Consider the following 18273-nt stretch of genomic DNA (forward strand, 5'->3'; position numbering starts at 1 on the left):
TAATTTCTCCGGATGATTATTTTCCATTTGTCATTTACCATTTTTCATTTTCCATTTTTTAAATGATCAATGACAAATGGTAAATGGAAAATGGCAAATCATCCCCCCTTCTCCATTTCGTCCATCTCTTTAAGATACTCGAAGACACGCGTCGCCTCTTTCTCATCGACGATGCTGATGGCGAACCCGACGTGGACGATCACGTAATCACCGACCTTCGCCTCGGGGAGATAGGCGAGATGGACCTCCTTCACGATTCCGCCGAATTGAACTTTGCCGGTCCGGAGGATCGGCTCCGCGTCCTCAATCGTCAAAATTTTTCCGGGGACGGCGAGGCACATCCTTCATCTCTCCTTCTGCGAGCGAAGGGCGGCGAGGATCTGCCCCACCGCCAAGCCGCCGTCGTTCGGCGGAATCTGCTGATGCCGGTAAGGCTGGAAGCCTTCGGCGTAGAGCCGTGCAACCGCTCTCTCGGTGAGAACCTTGTTTTGAAAACAGCCCCCGGTCAGGACCACCTTCTCTTCGCCGATCCGTCGGGCGACCGACACCATGATTTCGGAGAGGGTGTTGTGGAAGAGGGCGGCGATCTCTCCGATGGGACGGGATTGTTCGAGCTCTCCGAGAATCGCCTCGATGAGCGGCGCCCAGTCGATGATGAGTGGGGACTTCGGCGTCCCGCGCTCCAGAATCCGAAATGGATAAGCCTCTTCCGTCTCGATTCCTTCGCAGGAAAACTCCAGCGCCATCGCCGCCTCTCCTTCGAACCGGCTCGTCTGTTTCAGGCCGAGGAGGGAGGCGACTGCATCGAAGAGGCGTCCGGCGCTGGAGGTCAATGGCGCATTGAATCCGGCTTCCAGCATCTTTTTCAGAATACGGCGCTCTTCCGCGTTGAATGCGGAAAGAGCGGCCCGTCCCTCAAAGGCGCGCTCCCCGAACGTTTCATAGAGAAGACCGAGCGCGGATCGTCGCGGCTCCCGCATCGCCCGCTCGCCCCCCGGAAGGCGGAAGGTTCGGAAGTGGGCGGCCCGTTGAAACGAGCGCTCGTCGATTTTCAAAAATTCCCCGCCCCAGAGGGTCCCGTCGGGACCGAGGCCGCTTCCATCCCAAGCGATCCCTAAAAGAGGTCCTTCCAATCGATGCTCCGCCATGCAGGAGAGGAGATGGGCATAGTGGTGCTGAACGGGCCAGAGCGGCAATCCGGTTTCTCGGGTGAATTGGGTCGAACGATAATCGGGGTGGAGATCGCAGACGACGGCGTCGGGGGAATGATGATACAGTTTTTTCAGGTCGGCGATCGCCTGCCGGAAGGTTCGGTCGGTTTCGGCATTCGCAAGATCGCCAAGATGTTGGCTGAGCGTGATCTTCCCTCCGGCGGAAATCGCGACGGTATTCTTCAGATGTCCTCCGACGGCAAGAAGGGATCGGTTCGACTCGATCTGAAACGAGAGAGGGGCATACCCGCGTGCCCGTCGCAAGATGAGCGGACGTACTGCAATCACCCGGACAACCGAGTCGTCGAGAGGCCGGACGATCGGCCGGTTATGGACCAAGAAGAGATCGGCGATTCCGGCGAGCCGCCGAAGGGCGTCGTTTTCATCGGTGCAGATCGGTTCCTCGGACCGATTGCCGCTGGTGGCGACGACCGGAAAGCCGAGCTCCGACATCAGGAGATGATGAAGCGGGGTGTAGGGGAGGAGGACGCCGAGGTAAGGATTATCGGGAGCCACGGAAAGGGCGATTTCGGATTGCGGATTGCGGATTGCGGAGTGGGACGCCGACAACTTTTTCAGAAGGACGATCGGCGCTTCCGAGGAATGGAGGAGGGCGGCTTCCAGCTCGGAGACGTGACACGCACGCTGAATCGATTCCAATGTCGGGAACATTAGTGCGAGCGGCTTCGCCTCGCGTTCTTTGCGCGCACGCAGGCGGCGAACAGCGTCTTCAATTGCGGCATCGACCATCAGGTGAAATCCGCCGAGCCCTTTGACCGCAATGATTTTCCCCTGACGCAGCGCGTCGGCGGCCGCGCCGAGCGCCGGACCATGCGACGCGATGACCCTGCCATCCGGCTCCCATAATTCAAGATGCGGTCCGCAGGCGGGGCAGGCGTTCGGCTCGGCGTGGAATCGCCGGTCGGATGGATTTTCGTATTCCATGCGACAAGCGTCGCACATCGGGAAGTGCCGCATGGTCGTATTGGACCGATCATATGGAAGCGACTCGATCATGCTGAAGCGGGGGCCGCAATCGGTGCAGTTCGTGAAGGGATAGCGGTAGCGGCGGTTCGCAGGATCGAGGGTCTCTCGGAGGCAGTCGGCGCAGGTCGCAAGATCGGGAGGAACCGAAGTCTCCCTCGCGCCGGCGCAGTCGCTCTCGCGGATTTCGAAGCGCGCTTCCCCGATCGGGTCGAGGGGGGTGCTGTCGATTCGGTCGATCACCGCATGGATCGGCCGCTCCTGTTCGATTCGAAGGAGAAAGGTTTCCAGGTTCGGTCGAGCCCCTTCGATTTCGATCGTCACCCCTTCCGGTCCATTCCAGACCGCGCCGGAAAGCCCCAGATCGGTCGCCAGCCGAAAGACAAACGGACGGAATCCGACCCCCTGGAGAAGTCCCTTCAGTTGAATCCGCCGTCGTTCGATCGGTTCGACCCTCACTCCTCCACCTCGATGCTCCTGAGAATGACCGACGCGGCATTCGGGTCTGCGGGATCGTCTATTGTCTCGACCTTCAGTTCCGCTCCCTCTGCGATCGTTCCCTTCGCGGCAAGAAGAAAATGATCTCGAAGATGGTCCGGATTGGTGGCGCAGAGCGGACCGATCCGAAGGGTCACCCCGACCACTTTACGGACCGGTGGAGGGTGAACAATCGATTCGATTTGCCGTATCAGTCCGGAGATAAGCGACGATTCATGCATGGGCCGTTACCATTTGTCATTTTCCATTTTCCAATTTTCATTTTCCATTTGTTTTAATGACAAATGATAAATGGTAAATGAAAAATTATCCCTTCTTAATGATCTCTTCTCGAAGCCGTGCTTCCACCTCGGCGACCGCTTTCTCGACTGCAGGTGAGAGACCCACGCCTGCATCGAACCGCTCTCCCTCAATTCCGTAGATAATCAGCCGGGGAGGAAGCTGATGAAGCACCCGGGCCAGCTCGACCGCTTCGGCGATCCCGAAGGCATGCGTCGAATGACGGAAGAGAGAGGCCGGAAGCGGCTGTGTCGACACGTCGATCCGATGAACGGTCCCCGGCGGCGCGCCCGACTGAACGGCATCGATCAAGAAAACATCTTCGGCCCCCCGCCAGGCCTCCAGAAGGGACGTCCCCTCGCCGGTCTCCTCAAAAATTTCGGTGCTGAGAGGGGCCCCCGTTTTGAGCCTCCGTGCGACGATCCGTCCGGCGGCGTCGTCCCAACGGTAGTCGTTTCCGATCCCGACGACAAAGATCTTTGAAAGACGATTTTCCATTTGCCATTTTCCATTGGTCATTTGTCATTTCCAAAAATGGAAAATAAAAAATGGTAAATGGCAAATGGAAAATTATCCCCTCCTGATCTCCAGCCGAAGAAAGTGGGTCGAACAGGAGATACAGGGGTCGTAGTTTCGAATTGTCTGCTCGCATCGCCAGGTCAGCTTCTCCTGGGGGAGATCGATCTCTTTCTCAACCACCCGGCGCAGATCGTCCTCCATCACCTTTTGATTCTGGGAGGTCGGCGGGACAATCTTCGCATCGAGGATCGTCCCCTGTTCGTCGATCCGGTAGCGATGGTAGAGGGTCCCGCGCGGCGCCTCGGTGGCGGCATAGCCGACCGCCGGACGAGGCAAAACCGGAACGGCCGGATGTTCCGGCGCTTCATAGGCGGCAATGATCCGCAACGCTTCATCGAAGGCGTAGACCACTTCGACTCCCCGGATCAGGATCCCCTTAAACGGATTCCGGCAGGCCGGTCCCAAACCGGCGGCGCGGGCCGCCTCCTGCGCGAGCGGGGAGAGGCGATCGAAATTGAGATTGTATCTTGCCATCGGGCCGACAAAGTAACCGCCGCGGCCGCGGATTTTCGAGTGGAGGGCGTTGGAGTGGGGGACCTGCTCCTCCTCAAAATGTTCGTCGTACTCCCGGACCGAGAGATCCAATCCTTTGTTCGAAACCAACCGGCCCTCATTGAATGGGTATTCGTCCGGGTGGCGCAGCGCCACGAACTCATAGTCCCGCTCGTAATCGGGGAAAGGGAGGGTGGCCGCCCACCGAACGGTTTCAACGGCGGCATCGCGCGCCCATAACAGACGATCGGTCAGCGAGGCGAGCTCGCGCTTCGTCGGTGTTTTGAAAAAACCGCCGAGCCGGACATTGATCGGGTGGATCGATCGGCCTCCCATCAGGCTGATGATCGCATTCCCGGCCTTCTTGATCTGGAGCCCGCGTTGAACGATGCCGGCATGGTCCTTCGCCATTTCGATCGCCCCGGCATAACCGAGGAAGTCGGGAGCATGGAGCATATAGATGTGGAGGACATGGCTTTCGATCCACTCGCCGCAGTAGATCAGCCGCCGCAGTGCGCGGAGCGAACCGTCGACTTTGACCCCGCAGGCATCTTCCATTGCGTGTACGGCGCTCATCTGATAGGCGACGGGGCAGATGCCGCAGATCCGCGAGGTGATGTCGGCCGCCTCGGTGAAGCTGCGGCCCCGCAGGAACGCTTCGAAGAAGCGGGGGGGCTCGAAGATCCGAAGCTGCGCATCGACGACCTGACCGTCTTTGATCGTGACGGTGAGCGCCCCTTCCCCTTCGACCCGGGCGAGGTGATCAACCCGGATGGTCTTTTTCTTCATGGCGCAGGCTCTCCTTGCGAAACGCTTCGGCATCGGCGTTGAAATTTCGAAAGACGCGGAGAAGATCGGCCTCGTTCGTCCCGAGCCGGCGCCACCCTTCGCTGAGCGAGCCGGTGTTCGGCGTCTCCATCGGTCCGAAGCAGCCGTAGCAGCCGCGGTTGTAGCTGGGACAAAGGACGCCGCAGCCGGTGTGGGTGACCGGTCCGAGACAGGGGGTGCCGTGCGCGACCATCACGCAGATGTTTCCCTTCCGCTTGCAGTCGATGCAGACGGAATGGGAAGGGATCACCGGTTTTCGTCCCTGCAAATAGGCGCGGATCACCTCGATCAATTGGTTCTTGTTGATCGGGCAGCCGCGCAGCTCGTAATCGACCGGAACATGCGCCGCGATCGGGGTCGATTTCTCCAGCGTGTTGATGTAGGCGGGGGTGGCGTAGACCATCGAGACGAACTCCTTCACATCCCGGAAGTTCCGAAGCGCTTGAATTCCTCCGGCCGTCGCGCAAGCGCCGATCGAGACGAGATACTTCGACCTCTTCCGGATCTCCTGAATCGCCGCCGCATCCCGCGGGGTGGTGATGGAGCCGTCGACCAGAGAGAGGTCATAAGGGCCTTTTCCGTCGGCGCGGGTCGCCTCCCGAAAGTAGACGATCTCGACCTCGCCGGCAATCGGAAGGAGCTCGTCCTCGCAGTTCAGCAGGGTGAGCTGGCAGCCGTCGCAGGAGGCGAACTTCCAGACGGCCATTTTTGGTTTGAGGTTCAAAGGATTATTTTCCATTGTTCATTTGTCATTTATCATTTGTCATTTAAAAAATGGAAAATGAAAATTGGTAAATGGCAAATGGCAAATTTACTCTCCCTAAATCTCTCTCATCTCGAACCACGGCTGAATCCGGTCATATCGGTAAACCGGTCCCTCCCGGCAGACGAACGTCGGGCCGATCTGGCAGTGTCCGCAAAAAGCGATGGCGCACTTCATGTTCCGCTCCAACGAGACGTAGATCCGATCGGCGGCGACCCCGCGGGAGAGGAGGCTTCGGGCGGTGGCGCGCATCATGATCTCCGGCCCGCACATCATGACAATGGAATGTCGGGGATCGATCTCGACCTGATCGAAAAGATTCGTCACCACGCCGACGTTGTACTTCCACGCTTTGTCGGGATGATCGACGGTCAGGTACACCTCCGTGTTCGGATGGCGCTCCCAGGCCCGGAACCGCTCCCGGTAAAGAAGGTCTTTCGGTGTCTTCACCCCATGAAGGATTTTTAATTTACCGTATCGCTCCCGCCGTTGGGCGATGTAGTTGATCACCGAGACGACCGGCGCGCAGCCGAGACCGCCGGTTACGACGATGACCTCTTTCCCTTCGGCCTCTTTCAGCGGCCAGGCGCTTCCGTAAGGACCTCGAAGTCCGATCGTATCCCCCTCCTTCAGCCGCTCCAGCGCGCCGGTGACATTTCCAACGATCCGGATCGTGTGGTCGAGCAACTCGGGATCATCCGGATCGGAGACGATCGAGATCGCCACCTCTCCCACGCCGAAAACATAGACCATGTTGAACTGGCCGGGGAGAAAACGGTAGCCCCGTCTCAGCGCTTCGTCTCGAAAGCGGAGACGATAGGTGTAGACCCCCGGCGTTTCCCGGCGGACTTCGGCGATCTCGGCGGGATGAGGGAGAAAGGGATCATTTACCATTTGTCATTTTCCATTTTGAATTTTCCATTTTTTAAATGACAAATGAACAATGACAAATGGAAAATGGTAAATATCTCCTCCTCATCCTTTTTCTCCTCGGATCGCCCGGACCTCTTCGGTGATGTCGATGGCGACGGGGCACCAGGTGATGCAGCGGCCGCAGCCGACGCAGCCGGATGTTCCGAACTGATCCCACCAGGTGGCGAGCTTATGGGTCATCCATTGACGGTAGCGGCCCTTGTGGGTCGATCGAACGCTTCCGGCGCCGTGAATGTAAGAGAAGTCCATCGTAAAGCAGGAGTCGAGCTTTCTCCACCGCTCGGTTTGGTTTCCGGTCAGATCGGTGACATCTTCGACCGTCGTGCAGAAACAGGTGGGGCAGACAAGGGTGCAGTTGCCGCAGGCGAGACAGCGGGCGGCGACATCGTCCCAACGGGGATGCTCCAGATTGTTGTAGAGCAGTTCCTTCACGTCGTCTGTTTTCATGGATCGCCCCATCTGTTGGGCGGTGCGAGAGATGACCCGATCGGCCGCCGCCGCTTCTTCCTCGCGCGCTTTTTCGTGGGGGATTTCTCGAAGGAGGGCTTCCCCCCGCTCCGAGCCGGCCTCGACGACGAAGTAGTGCCGATCTTTTTCCAGGACCTCCGTCAGAGCAAGGTCGAACCCGAACGTCGCCTTCGGGCCGCTCTTCATCGAGACGCAAAAACAGGTTCCGCCGGCGACACTACAGTTGAGGGCGACGATGAAGACGTTCTCCCGCTGGGCCTTGTAGTAGGGATCGACGTAAGCCCCTTCCAGGAAAACCTTGTCTTGAATGGCGATGGCGTGCAGCTCGCAGGCGCGGACACCGATCAAGGCAAGCTTGGGAATTTCCTCTTTTTCAGGAATAATCTGAAAACCACCGTCTGTTCGCTCGGCGCGCCAGAGGCGTCTCGTGGAGGGGAGGAAATATTTTTTCCAGGAATGGGGGCCGACGGCATAGCCGAAGAAGGCGGCATCGTCTCTTTTTTTCAGACGATAGGTGGCCCCTTCTTGTGCATCGGTCCAGCCGATCGGGAGGTCGTTGATGGAGGTTAATTCGTCGTAGACGATCGCGCCGTCCTGAAGGGTCGGCCCGACGAGCCGGTATCCCGATTGCTTCAGCGAATCGAAGCAGCGTTGAAGGTGGCCGGCTTCGAGAATTTCTTTTCGGTTTGGGATCGGTTCCGATGTTTCCATCCTGCTCCATGATGATGGGAATGGTCCGCCGCCGGAAATGCAAGCCAGGAAAGGATCGGTTTCGAGGTCAGTCTATTCTTTTCCTGCTAAAACAGTCAAGCAGGTATGCCATCCTTGGCGCCTCATGAGTCGTCACCCTTTGTTTTACACCGAGACGCTAATACCGCTCGATCAGAACGAGACAATATTGGAGGGCGTCGATCTCCGTGAAGATCCCGACCAGTTTGTTGTCGATATCAACGACCGGAAGCGCCCCGATCTTATGTTCAACCATCAGCTTAATGGCGTCGTGGATCGAGGTTTCTTCCCTGACGGAAATCGGATGACGGGACATCAGATCGGAGACGATCTGTTGATCGACATCGCCGAATTCCTTCATCTCTCCTCCGGTGATTCTCCAGTTCTGCCGAATGTCGCGATCCGAAATCATTCCGACCAATCGGTCCCCCTCCACGACGGGCAGATGCCGGATTTCGTGATCCAACATCAACCCAAGCGCCTTGACCGTCGAATCTTCCGGGTGGATTGAGAGCGGTTTGAAAGTCATCCGATCGTTCATCGTTGGAATTTCATACGGTTTCATACCTCCTCCTTGCCGTCGGGTGAATGGGGGTCACCCCATTGTCGAACATTGTTTCATCTGTTCCAACGCCGCTTCCCGCTCCTCCTTGCCGAGAGAAACATCGATCCAGGGATAAAGAATCCTTTCTTCCTCCCGGCTGTGAAGGGCCAGCAGACCGGTCAACTCTTTGAGCACCTCCTCGGTTCCACCTTCTTTATCGATTTGGGCCGAGATCTTCTCAAAGAGGGCTTTGATCTGCCGATGTTGGGATTGGACGAGCACCGTGGGGCCGGGGAGGTGCATCCCGGTCCGGCGCTCGATCGCCGGGAAGAGAATCTCTTCCTCCCAGGCCATATGCTTTTCGACGCCGGATTTAAACGCATTAAACAACTCCCGGGCGCGGACGCCGTCTTGATCCCTCGCTTTTAAAAAATCTCTCAGGATCTGTTCAAGCCGTTCATGATCGTGCGTCATGAAATCTTTTATTTTCATCGATCGTCTTCCCTCTCCATCGGAACCCTCATTCATCTTGAAGCAATCACATGGGAAAGACAACCCCCCGAAAGGGGTGGCTTCAACGTGACATCGCGGCATCAACATAGATAAACACCCCCTTCGGGGGATTGTCTCTTCGATTGAATCATTTCAAAATGAGAATCAATCGGATGATTCACTCGCGGGTCATCCAACCTTCCTTTCGGGAAGGGGTGCGGAAAAGGACAGGTCAGCCGGATGATTCAGGGCGAAGTGGGCGGGGGCTTCGTCTCCAGAAAAAAAAGACCCGCGTCAAAAAGGAGGTGCAAAATGGACGTGGCACGCTGGGAACCGTTTAAAAAGATCAAACGCTGGGACCCGTTTCGAGAGATGGAAGAGATGTCGGCGCGTCTGAGGGATCTGATGGGGAAGGGATCGATGACCCGGATCAACGGGGAGGAAGCGCTGACCTCGATCGACTGGGTGCCGGAGGTCGATATCATCGAAAGCGAAAAGGAGTATCTGATCAAAGCCGAGCTTCCTGAGATCAAGAAAGAAGATGTAAAGGTTTCGGTGGAAAAGGGGGTCCTCACGATTCAGGGAGAACGCAAACAGGAAAAAGAAGAGAAGGGAAAGAAATTCCATCGAATCGAGCGCTCTTACGGCGCCTTCGAGCGAAGCTTCACCCTTCCCGATGACGCCGACCAGGGAAAAGTCTCCGCCGAATTTAAGGACGGAATCTTGAGCGTCCATCTGGCGAAATCGGAAAAAGCGGCCCCGAAGCCGATCGAAGTAAAAGCAGCATAAACTTGTCCGGGTTAATCCGGGAAGACGGATGCAGACGATTCCTCCAGGGGCGGGGCCGATGTCTCCCACGGCCCCCCCTGGAGGGGATTCTTATCCACCTTGGGCCGTTGGATTAAGGAGAGGGCGGTCTTGAAGGATCAAAACGGCATACATCAAAGAATCATCTCAGCACCCGTCTTTCGTCGTGAGCTCACAAAACGAGAGATCGAAGTCCTAACGTTGGTGGCGCAAGGTTATAAGAACAGAGAAATCGCTAAGAAACTCGGGGTGGCGGTCAAGACCTTGGAGAACCATCGGGTCAACATCATGAACAAGCTCGGTCTTCGAAACACCGTTCAGATGATCCGCTACGCGATCGAAAAGGGTATCGTTCCGATTGAGGATAGATAAAAAGGCTTAAAGCTCAAGGTCTCACGCGGGATGTTTTTTCTCTGAAAGAAGTGAGGGTAATAGTGGAGAGAAAGGGGATGAATCAACGGAGCGGATCAAGGTGGATCGGCGGAAGCGTCGGCGTATTGGGACTGCTTCTGCTTCTGGCCTGGATGCAGGGGTGGCTGAGCGGGGAGCGGGTTTCTCCGGGGCGTGAGATTCCCGCCCCGGTCTCCGCGGCGGGCCTGAAAACGGTCCCGGCGCAAGAAAGGGCCGATCCGGTCGTCACCGGTTGGCCGGGTACCGTCGTAGCCAAAACCAAAGCCGTTCTGTCGGCGCAGATTCCGGCGCGCGTTGTGGAGGTGACGGTTCGGCAGGGTGATCTTGTGAAGAGAGGAACGGTCCTGGTCCGCCTCGATTCGGAAGAGTCCCTTGCGCGTTTCAAGCAGGCCGAGGCGGCGTGGTCGGGAGCAACAGCCCGCCGCAAGCAGGCGGAAGCGACTTACCGAAGGATGAAGACGCTGATCGTGGAGGAGGTCGTCGCCCCCCAGCAGTTCGAGGCGGCCGAGGCGGCTTTTCAGACGGCCCAAGCGGAGGAAGAGGCGGCCCGTCGCCAGCGGGAGGCGGCGGAGGTGGTCTTGGACTTTACGACGGTGACCGCCCCCTTCGACGGCCGGGTGACGCGGAGGGAGGTCGAACCGGGAGAGTTCGCCGCGCCGGGGCGTCCGCTGCTGGCGCTCGATGCGACCGATCTCTTTCAGCTGGAGACGCCCCTTCCGCTCGCTGAAGAAGGAGCTCTTCAAATCGGCCAGCGCCATCCGGTCGAGATCGCCGGCCTGCCGGCGATGCAGGGGACGATCGATGAGATCATTCCGGCCGCCGATCCGGAGACCCGGACGGTAACGGTGAAGGTCCTCCTCCCGAGGGGCGCCGCGGTTCGCTCCGGGCTGTTCGGACGGTTGCTCCTCTCCGGCGTTGCGACGAAGGGGGTCTTTGTTCCGAAGCGCGCCGTCCGTGAGATCGGTCAGCTTGAAACGGTCCGGGTGCTTGAATCGGGAAGGGTGATCACCCGACATGTCCAGACCGGGCGGGAGGCGGGGGAGGAGATCGAAATTCTCTCCGGGCTTCGGCCGAACGAGCAGGTTGTTGTGGAAGGGGGCGCTTAAGAATGGAAGAGACCCCTCACGGTTGGACATCGAAAATCGTCCGGACCTTTTTGACCTCGAAATTATCGGTCCTCTTTATCATCGCTTCGTTTTTGGCCGGCGCCGTCGCGTTGATCGCGACCCCGCGGGAGGAGGAGCCGCAAATCGTCGTCCCGATGGCCGATCTTTTGGTGGAGTGGCCGGGGGCGTCGTCCCAAGAGATCGAGCATTTGGTGACCACGCCGGTGGAGTCGCTTCTTTGGGAGATCGACGGCGTCGAAAATGTCTACTCCATCTCGAGGCCGGGACGCTCCCTCTCGACGGTTCGGTTTTATGTCGGCGAAGACCGCGAGCGGAGCATGGTGAAGGTTTACAACAAGCTCTCCGCGAACACCGATCGACTCCCTCCGGGCGCGCGGGGGATCGTCCTCAAGCCGCGGGAGATGGACGACATCCCATTTCTCACCCTCGCCCTTCACAGCAACGCCCTGGACGATCATCAGCTTCGGCGAATCGCCGAGGAGCTGGCGGTCCGCCTTCGAGAGGTGCCGCAATCGGGACCGGTCTCTGTCATCGGCGGACGCGCCCGGCAGGTCCAGATCAATATCAATCCGGTCGCACTGGCGGCGCACGGCCTCACCCTTTCCGACCTCTTCCGCGCCCTTCAGGGGGCGAATCTCTCTCTCCCGTTGGGAGATCTCACAAAAGAAGGGCATCAGTTCCTGTTGGAAGGGGGAAGCACCCTTCGCTCGGCGGCGGACGTTTCGGCCACCGTGATCCGTGCCGAGAAAGACAAGGCGGTCCGGGTCGGCGACATCGCCGAGGTCGTCGACGGTCCTCAGGAGGTGACCCATTACACCCGCATCGGCTTCGGTCCTGGGGAGGAAAAGGAACCGGTTGACACGCAACCGGCGGTGATGGTGGCGGTCGCAAAGCAGAAGGGATCGAATGCCGTTTCGGTCGCGGAGGCCCTTCTGCATAAGGCCGACGCGTTGAAAGGGACGGTGATTCCGGAAGAGGTTCAGGTCACCGTCGTGAGAAACAATGGGGAGACCGCCGATGAGAAGGTCAACGACCTGGTCAAGCATCTCCTCTTGGCGATCGCGACGATCCTGGTTTTGATCGCACTCGCCCTCGGTCCCCGGGAGGCGTTGATCGTCGCGCTGGCCGTCCCGATGACCCTGGCGATCACACTCCTGGCCGATTACGCCCTGGGATACACGATCAACCGGGTGACCCTCTTCGCGTTGATCCTTTCGCTCGGTCTGCTGGTCGATGACCCGATCGTCGATGTCGAGAACATCCATCGCCACTTCAAGCTCAAGCGGCTTCCGCCGCTTCAGGCGACGCTGGCGGCGGTGGAGGAGGTCCGGCCGCCGACGATCCTGGCGACCTTCACCGTCATCCTCTCTTTCCTCTCGATGTATTTCATCACCGGGATGATGGGGCCGTACATGCGGCCGATGCCGTTCAATATCACGGTAGTCATGCTGATGTCGCTTGTCGTCGCCTTTACGGTCACCCCCTGGGCCACCTATCACCTTCTCAAGGGGGAGTACGGGAAAAAGGAGGCGGCGCCCCCGCCGCTGGAAGAGAGCCGGACCTATCGGCTCTACCGGCGGATCATGATGCCGCTGCTTCATCGGAAAAAATGGCGGCGTCTCTTTTGGGCGGCCCTGATCGCAATGCTCGCCCTCTCCTTTCTCCTGGCCGGAATGCGTTGGGTGCCGATGAAGATGCTCCCGTTCGACAATAAAAACGAGCTGCAACTGCTGATCGATCTGCCGGAGGGAAGCCCGCTGGAGGAGACCGACCGGGCGGCCGCCGCCTTCACCGACTATTTGCGGACCGTCTCGGAGGTGGAGAACGTTCAGATCTACGTCGGGACCGCCTCTCCCGTCGATTTCAACGGGTTCGTCCGCCACTACGATCTGCGACAGCAAGCCAATCAGGCCGATCTTCGGATCAACCTCCTCCCGAAAGAGCGGCGGGTGGCCCAGAGCCACGCGATCGCCCTTCGACTCCGACCCGACCTGGAAAAGATCGCCCAAGACCATCAGGCCCGGATCAAAATCGTGGAGGTGCCGCCCGGCCCGCCGGTCCTCGCCGGGGTGGTCGCGGAGGTGACCGTTCCGGTCGATGCGACCCTTGCGGAGCAGATCTCCGTTGTAGAAGAGGTCCGGCAGGCTTTTTCCGAAACAGCCGGGGTGGTCGACGTCGATGACGGGATCGAGGCCGACCAGGGGAAGATTCACTTCGACGTTGACGCCGAAAAGGCGGCGCTCCATCGGATCTCGGTTGAGGAGATCGCCCGAACCCTGCAGGCGGCGATCGGCGGGGCCCCGGCGGGGATCGTCCACCGCCCGGCCGAGCGAAATCCTCTCCCGATCGTTATTCGCCTCCCGCGGGAGGGGCGGGTCCGGCCCGAAGACTTTCGCGGAATATTTATGAGAAACCCAAACGGAAGGAATATCCCACTCGCCGAATTGGTCTCCGTTCGAACCGCGATCGAAGACAAAACGATTTATCACAAAGATTTAAAGCGGGTCCATTTCGTCACCGGCGAGATGGCGGGGCGCAGTCCGGTGGAGGCGATCATCGACCTGACCCGCCGCTTCAAGGAGCGGCCGCTGCCGCGGGGATACGCGCTGACGTTTACCGGGGAAGGGGAGTGGCAGATCACCGTCGATGTGTTTCGCGATCTGGGAATCGCCTTCTTCGCCGCCCTGGCGGCGATCTACATCCTTCTGGTTGCGTGGACCGGCTCCATGGTGATTCCGCTCGTGATGATGGCGGCGATTCCGTTGACGATGATCGGCATTATGCCCGGCTTTTATTTATTGAATCTTCTTTTTGCGAATCCCGTCGGCCCCTATGAGAACCCGATCTTTTTTACCGCGACGGCGATGATCGGAATGATCGCCCTGGCGGGGATCGTCATCCGGAACTCGATTATTCTGATCGACTTCATCCAGATGGCGGAGTTAGAAGGCCGGTCGCCGGACGAGGCCATCGTCGAAGCCGGCGCCGTCCGCCTTCGGCCGATCTTGTTGACGGCGGGGGCGGCGATGCTCGGATCGTGGGTCATCACCTTGGACCCGATCTTTTCCGGGCTCGCCTGGTCGTTTATCTTCGGGATTTTTGCTTCGACCCTCTTTACCCTCCTGGTCATTCCGCTTCTCTACTTCACGATTTATGGGGGAAAGGGGAAGGAGACCGTCCAGGAAAAATCAGCGGCGCCTCCCGAATCGATCGAGCCCGACATGCGGGCCCTTCGGGACATCGCCGAAGAAGTCAGGAGGTGAATCATGGATGTGAATGCGTCGATTCGATTGATTGCCGGCACGTTTGTTCTCGTCAGCGTGGCGCTCGGTTATTGGGTGAGCCCATATTGGTTTCTCTTCACCGCGTTTGTCGGAGCGAACCTGGTCCAGTCGGCTTTTTCCGGAACCTGCCCGATGATGTTCTTCTTGAGGAAGTGCGGCGTTCGGGGATAACGGAACAGGGTATCGAGCGGGGAACCTGCAAAGTAAAACGGATCTCAGGAAACACCTCCTTCGGGGGATTGTCCTTTTTTACAGGTTATTTGATGATGGAAAACAGCGGAGCGGTGATCCTCTCCGGGATTGCCTCGCTTCCCGGCTCGAGCCGATCGGTATCGGACGCAAAGCAATCATCGGTTGCTTGAAACCAAAAAAGGAGAAATCAAGATGAGACGATTCATCCTCTTTCAGTTTAGCTCGGTTTGGGTTTTGGTCTTTCTGATAACCGCGCCGGCTTTTGGACAGGAGGCCGACCTGATCCGGCAGGCCGGCAATTTCTTCAAGCCGCTTCCGGAGAAACTCTCGGCGCCGGAGAATAACCCGGCCACCCCCGAGAAGGTGCTCCTGGGGCAGATGCTTTTTTTCGAGCCGCGCCTCTCGAAGAGCGGCGCGATCAGCTGCAACAGCTGCCATAACCTGATCACCGGCGGGGTTGATAATCTCCCCACCTCGCCCGGACACATGGGCCAGCTGGGGGGAAGAAACTCCCCGACGGTCCTGAATGCGGGGGTGCAGTTCGCCCAATTCTGGGACGGGCGCGCCGCCTCGCTGGAAGATCAAGCGAAAGGGCCGATCCTCAATCCGGTGGAGATGGCGATGCCCGATGAATCGTCGGTCCTGGCGCGACTGCGCTCCATTCCGGAATATGTCGCCCTCTTCAAAAAAGCCTTTCCGGGGGAGAAAGAGCCGCTCACGTACGACAACGTCGCCAAGGCGATTGCCGCCTTCGAGCGGACCCTCTTGACCCCTTCGCGGTTCGACGATTTTTTGAAGGGAAACGCAAAGGCCCTGACCGACGCGGAAAAGAAGGGGCTCCAACTGGTCATCCAGAAGGGGTGTATCGCCTGCCATAACGGCGTCGGCGCCGGAGGGGGCCAGTACCAAAAATTCGGGATCGCCGAGCCCTACGCGTCGAGCGACGACCCGGGAAGGTTCAACGTGACGAAGAAAGAGACCGACCGCTTCATCTTCAAGGTCCCTCTCTGGAGAAACGTCACCCGCACCGCCCCTTATTTTCATGACGGCGCGGTCTGGGATCTTCGGGAAGCGGTCCGGACGATGGGAAAGCTTCAGCTGAAGATCAATTTGACGGAGGAAGAGATCGACCTGATCGTCGCCTTCCTCCACTCCCTGGAGGGAACCGTTCCCGAGGCGGCCTTGAAGCTGCCGGTGCTTCCGACCTCGGCGTCCGCCACTCCGAAACCGGTTCTAAAGTAGAACGGCCCGGTGTGGAGAGGGCTCAGCGGGATCTCTCCACACTCGGCAAGTGAAGTCCTTCAGCAAGAGAGGAGAGGCGATGAAAGTAATTTTATGGGCGGCGGTGCTATTCGTGATTTGGACGGCCGGTGTTTCGGAGGCGGTTGAGACAAAGGTGATCGTCCGGGCGAAGTCGAAAGATGCCAAGTTCATCGGCTCCTCAATGGGAGGGGCGAGGGTGGTGATCAGAGAGAGCGACACCGGCGCCCTCCTTCGAGAGGGTTTCACCTCGGGAGGGACCGGGGACACCGAGAAGTTGATGGTCGAGCCGATCCAACGCGGCGTCCCCCTCTCCGATGCCACCGCGGCGAAATACGAAACCACCCTGGAGATCGATCGTCCGACCCGAATCACGGTCGAAGTCTCGGCCCCGGCCGCGCCGCTCCAATCGACCTCGCGGAGCAGCACCGAGGTTTGGCTGATCCCAGGGAAGGATCTGACCGGAGATGGGATCATTTTGGAGATCCCCGGATTCGCCGTCACGCTCTTCTCCCCGCAGATTACGGAGGGATTCAAACTGACAGGGGAGAAGGCAACAATTCCGATCCGGGCCAACATCGTCATGATGTGCGGCTGCCCGATCACGCCGGGAGGGCTTTGGGATGCCGATCAGTACGAGGTGAAAGCGCTCCTCCGGCGCAACGGGAAGCCGCTCGAACCGCTCCCCCTGACCTATGCGAACAAGAAGAATACCTTTGAAGGGACCCTGGAGGTCTCTCAAGATGGGGTTTACGAAATCTCCGTGTATGCATACGACCCGCGCACGGGGAATACCGGCGTCGATCAGACGACGATCCTTGTCTCTCGATGAATTTCTGGCCCGATTCGGCCGCCGGCAATCGAAAAGGAGATCAAGCGGGACCGTTTCCGGCTTCAATCGCTCGGGAGCGGGCATTGATCGTACCGGGCGCTTTTAATACAATAACATCATGGAGGGAACGACCATGTATGAACGAAATGTATGCGGCGCGGACAGATCCGTTCGGATGATCCTCGGGGTGATTTTCGCCGCCCTTGGACTCTTTTTCGTCGGATCGGCCGTCGCCAAGGGGATTTTCTTCGCGCTGGCGGCGATCGCGTTCATCACCGCCTTGACAGGCTTCTGCCCGCTCAACAAACTGCTCGGCCTCAATACCTGCAAAAGACCGGTTTGGGTCAGAAAGTCGACAGACTGATTTCTCCCCCCGGCTTCTCTGTGTTGTTCTCTGTTGTGTCGATGTGATGTTTTTTGTCTTATTGTTCTTCCCGAGTTGAGGGAGGAATTTCGATCATTTCCTAGAAGCGGTAGCCGATCCCTCCGGAAATAAAGTTGTCGGTGTAATTTTCCAGATCACTCACGACAAAAGAGTAGGCATACCCCAATCGAAGGTAGATCCGTCTGTAGAGGTCCTGATCCCAATCGACTGACAGAATATGCGCCGTCGTGTCCGTTTTTAGAACGACCTGGTTCGTTCCGAAGGTGTCGGAGGGACGTTTCCCCTTCCCGCCCGGTGAGGTCGGCGCCGTCGCCGTCTGGTAAAAGGGACTTTGGCTGAAATTTGCGGCATAGCCGAAGGTCAGGTAGGAATCGGATCGCACCTTGATCTCTCCGCTGACGCCGAGCCGGTGGGAATCGTAGCTGAAAACCGATTCTTCCGCGTCGTTCCGGGTATACCGGTAGGCCGCCCTCGCGGAAAACGCCGGAGAGATTCGATCCCTTACCGAAATCAGGGCTCCGTAAACGGTTGCATCCCGGTCGGAATCGCCGTAGTAGCGAACCCCCCCGCGTGGGGAGAGATGGATCAGGGTGGTGTCGGTGATCGAATAGAGGAAGCCGGCCTTGGCGGTGAGCGCGCTCACGGTAAGATCGCTGAAATCGGCAAAGTAGCTCCCCTCATAACCGCCGTCGAGATAGAGGCTCCCTTTTTCAAAAACCTTTTTCGAAACGCCGAGTAAGACCCACGTCGAAGCAAAGGCCGCTCCCTCCTTTTGATCCCCCGAAGCGTTGTTCAGGTTGTCGTCATATCCTCCCCCCGCGCCGAGATCGAGCATAGGCTCGGCCGATTCCGCAAAGGACACCCCGGAAAACAGAATGAGCAAGGAGAGCAGCCGTCCGATTCGTTTCATCGCAATTTCCTTGGAAGAGAACCGGGGGAAAAGGCGATCGCCTTTTTCCCCCGCCCTTATCGAGAGCCCCCTTTTTCGGCGCCGCCTCCCTTGGAACCCCGTTCGTGTTCCATCTCCCGGCGTTCCGATTCCATCATTTGTAAAAACCAAGATTTGATCTGACATTTTATGTTGGGGTTCCTGGATGTTTGGTTTCTCCTGATTGTCAGATCGTCTTATGCGACGAGCATCTTCTCCTTGGCCAGAGGCAGACTGTCGATGAATG

The 18273-nt window shown here is 58.4% G+C and carries 19 protein-coding genes; 8 read left to right on the forward strand and 11 right to left on the reverse strand.

Features of this window, described 5'->3' with window-relative positions; translation table 11 throughout:
* Nucleotides 1-98: 98 nt before the first annotated feature.
* From MNODULE_RS21425 to MNODULE_RS21470, 10 genes are all read right to left on the reverse strand, one after another.
* Nucleotides 99-341, reverse strand: a complete 243-nt coding sequence (locus tag MNODULE_RS21425; protein ID WP_168063210.1) for a HypC/HybG/HupF family hydrogenase formation chaperone — start codon at nucleotides 339-341, stop codon at nucleotides 99-101.
* 3 nt (nucleotides 342-344) lie between these two features.
* Nucleotides 345-2654 carry a carbamoyltransferase HypF gene (gene hypF, locus MNODULE_RS21430; RefSeq protein ID WP_202882308.1) on the reverse strand — a complete coding sequence of 770 codons (2310 nt, stop codon included), beginning with the start codon at nucleotides 2652-2654 and terminating at the stop codon, nucleotides 345-347.
* A complete protein-coding gene (locus tag MNODULE_RS21435; protein WP_168063211.1) occupies nucleotides 2651-2914 on the reverse strand; it encodes a hydrogenase maturation nickel metallochaperone HypA/HybF in 264 nt (87 codons plus the stop codon). The genes hypF and MNODULE_RS21435 overlap by 4 nt, the downstream gene beginning before the upstream one ends.
* A gap of 85 nt (nucleotides 2915-2999) precedes the next feature.
* Complete coding sequence (locus MNODULE_RS21440) at nucleotides 3000-3470, reverse strand: hydrogenase maturation protease (RefSeq protein ID WP_168063212.1); 471 nt, start codon at nucleotides 3468-3470, stop codon at nucleotides 3000-3002.
* A 72-nt stretch (nucleotides 3471-3542) separates the two neighbouring features.
* Entirely contained in the window at nucleotides 3543-4832 is a 1290-nt protein-coding gene (locus MNODULE_RS21445) for a Ni/Fe hydrogenase subunit alpha (RefSeq protein WP_168063213.1), read from the reverse strand.
* A complete protein-coding gene (locus MNODULE_RS21450) occupies nucleotides 4807-5577 on the reverse strand; it encodes an NADH-quinone oxidoreductase subunit B family protein (RefSeq protein WP_422666768.1) in 771 nt (256 codons plus the stop codon). Before MNODULE_RS21450 ends, MNODULE_RS21445 begins: the two co-directional genes overlap by 26 nt.
* Nucleotides 5578-5691: 114 nt before the next feature.
* Nucleotides 5692-6528, reverse strand: a complete 837-nt coding sequence (locus tag MNODULE_RS21455) for an FAD/NAD(P)-binding protein (RefSeq protein ID WP_168063215.1) — start codon at nucleotides 6526-6528, stop codon at nucleotides 5692-5694.
* Nucleotides 6529-6609: 81 nt separating this feature from the next.
* Nucleotides 6610-7746, reverse strand: a complete 1137-nt coding sequence (locus MNODULE_RS21460; protein ID WP_168063216.1) for a 4Fe-4S dicluster domain-containing protein — start codon at nucleotides 7744-7746, stop codon at nucleotides 6610-6612.
* A 157-nt stretch (nucleotides 7747-7903) separates the two neighbouring features.
* The gene (locus MNODULE_RS21465) at nucleotides 7904-8329 is read right to left on the reverse strand and encodes a CBS domain-containing protein (protein WP_168063217.1); all 426 of its coding nucleotides are present in this window, start codon (nucleotides 8327-8329) and stop codon (nucleotides 7904-7906) included.
* A 30-nt stretch (nucleotides 8330-8359) separates the two neighbouring features.
* Nucleotides 8360-8800, reverse strand: coding sequence for a hemerythrin domain-containing protein (locus MNODULE_RS21470; RefSeq protein WP_168063218.1), 441 nt, complete (start codon nucleotides 8798-8800; stop codon nucleotides 8360-8362).
* Between the two features lie 312 nt (nucleotides 8801-9112).
* Here MNODULE_RS21470 and MNODULE_RS21475 point away from each other — a divergent pair, with 312 nt between their 5' ends.
* From MNODULE_RS21475 to MNODULE_RS21510, 8 genes are all read left to right on the forward strand, one after another.
* Nucleotides 9113-9589: an Hsp20/alpha crystallin family protein gene (locus tag MNODULE_RS21475; protein WP_168063219.1), complete on the forward strand. Its 477-nt coding sequence runs from the start codon at nucleotides 9113-9115 to the stop codon at nucleotides 9587-9589.
* A 129-nt stretch (nucleotides 9590-9718) separates the two neighbouring features.
* Entirely contained in the window at nucleotides 9719-9979 is a 261-nt protein-coding gene (locus MNODULE_RS21480) for a response regulator transcription factor (RefSeq protein ID WP_168063220.1), read from the forward strand.
* A 77-nt stretch (nucleotides 9980-10056) separates the two neighbouring features.
* On the forward strand, nucleotides 10057-11124 hold the full coding sequence (locus MNODULE_RS21485; RefSeq protein ID WP_168063221.1) for an efflux RND transporter periplasmic adaptor subunit: 1068 nt from the start codon (nucleotides 10057-10059) through the stop codon (nucleotides 11122-11124).
* 2 nt (nucleotides 11125-11126) lie between these two features.
* Complete coding sequence (locus tag MNODULE_RS21490; RefSeq protein ID WP_168063222.1) at nucleotides 11127-14408, forward strand: efflux RND transporter permease subunit; 3282 nt, start codon at nucleotides 11127-11129, stop codon at nucleotides 14406-14408.
* Nucleotides 14409-14411: 3 nt separating this feature from the next.
* A complete protein-coding gene (locus MNODULE_RS21495; RefSeq protein WP_168063223.1) occupies nucleotides 14412-14600 on the forward strand; it encodes a YgaP family membrane protein in 189 nt (62 codons plus the stop codon).
* A 213-nt stretch (nucleotides 14601-14813) separates the two neighbouring features.
* Nucleotides 14814-15863, forward strand: coding sequence for a cytochrome-c peroxidase (locus MNODULE_RS21500; protein ID WP_168063224.1), 1050 nt, complete (start codon nucleotides 14814-14816; stop codon nucleotides 15861-15863).
* A 79-nt stretch (nucleotides 15864-15942) separates the two neighbouring features.
* The gene (locus tag MNODULE_RS21505; RefSeq protein WP_168063225.1) at nucleotides 15943-16713 is read left to right on the forward strand and encodes a hypothetical protein; all 771 of its coding nucleotides are present in this window, start codon (nucleotides 15943-15945) and stop codon (nucleotides 16711-16713) included.
* A 133-nt stretch (nucleotides 16714-16846) separates the two neighbouring features.
* Nucleotides 16847-17077 (forward strand): YgaP family membrane protein, encoded by a 231-nt coding sequence (locus MNODULE_RS21510; RefSeq protein WP_168063226.1) that lies wholly within the window; start codon nucleotides 16847-16849, stop codon nucleotides 17075-17077.
* Between the two features lie 100 nt (nucleotides 17078-17177).
* Here MNODULE_RS21510 and MNODULE_RS21515 read toward each other — a convergent pair whose 3' ends face one another.
* Nucleotides 17178-18008, reverse strand: a complete 831-nt coding sequence (locus MNODULE_RS21515; protein ID WP_168063227.1) for a hypothetical protein — start codon at nucleotides 18006-18008, stop codon at nucleotides 17178-17180.
* Nucleotides 18009-18273: the final 265 nt, after the last annotated feature.

Origin of the sequence: Candidatus Manganitrophus noduliformans (assembly GCF_012184425.1) — a bacterium.
In the GTDB taxonomy this organism is placed as follows: domain Bacteria; phylum Nitrospirota; class Nitrospiria; order SBBL01; family Manganitrophaceae; genus Manganitrophus; species Manganitrophus noduliformans.